Genomic DNA, 1,233 nt, shown 5'->3' on the forward strand with positions numbered 1-1,233 from the left:
GAGCAGCCTCATCTGACTGGTTCAATTTGATTGTTAGTGCATCATTGGCCTGTGATCCATTGAGATGATGGTTTCGGGAGCTGACGGGCGGTAGCCCAGTGCACTGTGGGGAGGTTTTGTGTTGTAGTGTTTCCTCCATTGTTCGATCAGGATTTGAGCTTCGCGCAAGCTGTAGAAGATCTCACCGTTGAGCAGCTCGTCTCTGACCCGGCCGTTGAAGCTTTCACAATATCCGTTCTCCCACGGGCTGCCAGGTTCGATGTAAGCCGTCTTGGCGCCAACGGCGGCGATCCAGTCTCGGACCCGCCTGGGCGACAAATTCCGGCCCATTGTCAGAACGTATGAACTGGGCGCGCCGCGAAGTATGAACAGGTCTGTCAGAACGTCGATTACATCGGTCGAGTTCAGTTTCCGCTCGACCCTGATTGCCAAGCATTCCCGGCTGTACTCATCAAGGATGTTCAGCGTCCGGAAGGCTTTGCCGTCGTCGGTTCGACAATGAACGAAGTCATACGACCAAACATGGTTGCGATACTCTGGCCGTAGCCGAACGCATGAGCCGTCATTTAGCCAGAGCCGCCCTTTCTTCGGTTGTTTCACTGGCACTTTCAGCCCCTCTCGTCGCCAAAGCCGTTCAACCCGCCATCGCTGACAGACCATCCAGCCTCTCTCAGCAGCGCAGCGATCCTGCGATAACCATATCGGCCATATTGACGGGTCAGCTCGATCATGTCGGCGACCAGCCTGTCCTCCTCTGCGCGACCTCTTGGGATGCGTCGTTGCGTGGACCTGTGCTGTCCAAGCACGCGACAGGCGCGTCTCTCGGAAACGTTCAGCTGGTTGCGTACATGATTAATACAAGCACGACGGCGAGCGGGGCTCAGTAGGGCTTCGCGTTCAGGGTTAGCAAACCATCCACGGGATGGTTTGCTAACCGCCCTTCATCCTTTGTGGCTTCCGTCAGGATCAGTTTGTCCAGCGTCAGATCTGAAACTGCGCGCCTCAGCCGCTCGTTCTCTTTCTGAAGCCGTTTCAGTTCCTTCAATTGATCAACACCCATTCCGCCGTACTTTTTCCGCCAGCGGTAATAGGTTTGTTCAACAACTCCGATCTGTCTGATCGCATCAAGACGGGACATGCCTTGACCCATCAGAACTTCAACTTGCCGTAACTTCGAGACAATCTCTTCCGGCTTCGGTCTCTTGTTTGCCATTCTAGGTCCTCCGTTTCCTA

3 protein-coding genes are annotated in these 1,233 nt (G+C 54.8%); all 3 read right to left on the reverse strand.

What is annotated here, in order from left to right; all coding sequences use genetic code 11:
• Positions 1-33: 33 nt before the first annotated feature.
• The 3 genes from AC2FH8_RS20575 to AC2FH8_RS20585 all read right to left on the reverse strand — a co-directional run bounded on the left by AC2FH8_RS20575 (position 34) and on the right by AC2FH8_RS20585 (position 1,213).
• Entirely contained in the window at positions 34-600 is a 567-nt protein-coding gene (locus AC2FH8_RS20575; RefSeq protein WP_496690634.1) for an integrase core domain-containing protein, read from the reverse strand.
• A gap of 8 nt (positions 601-608) precedes the next feature.
• Complete coding sequence (locus AC2FH8_RS20580) at positions 609-731, reverse strand: hypothetical protein (protein WP_496690635.1); 123 nt, start codon at positions 729-731, stop codon at positions 609-611.
• Positions 732-880: 149 nt separating this feature from the next.
• Positions 881-1,213, reverse strand: a complete 333-nt coding sequence (locus AC2FH8_RS20585) for a transposase (protein WP_496690636.1) — start codon at positions 1,211-1,213, stop codon at positions 881-883.
• Positions 1,214-1,233: the final 20 nt, after the last annotated feature.

It is taken from the genome of Ruegeria sp. CDSC025, from assembly GCF_059610805.1.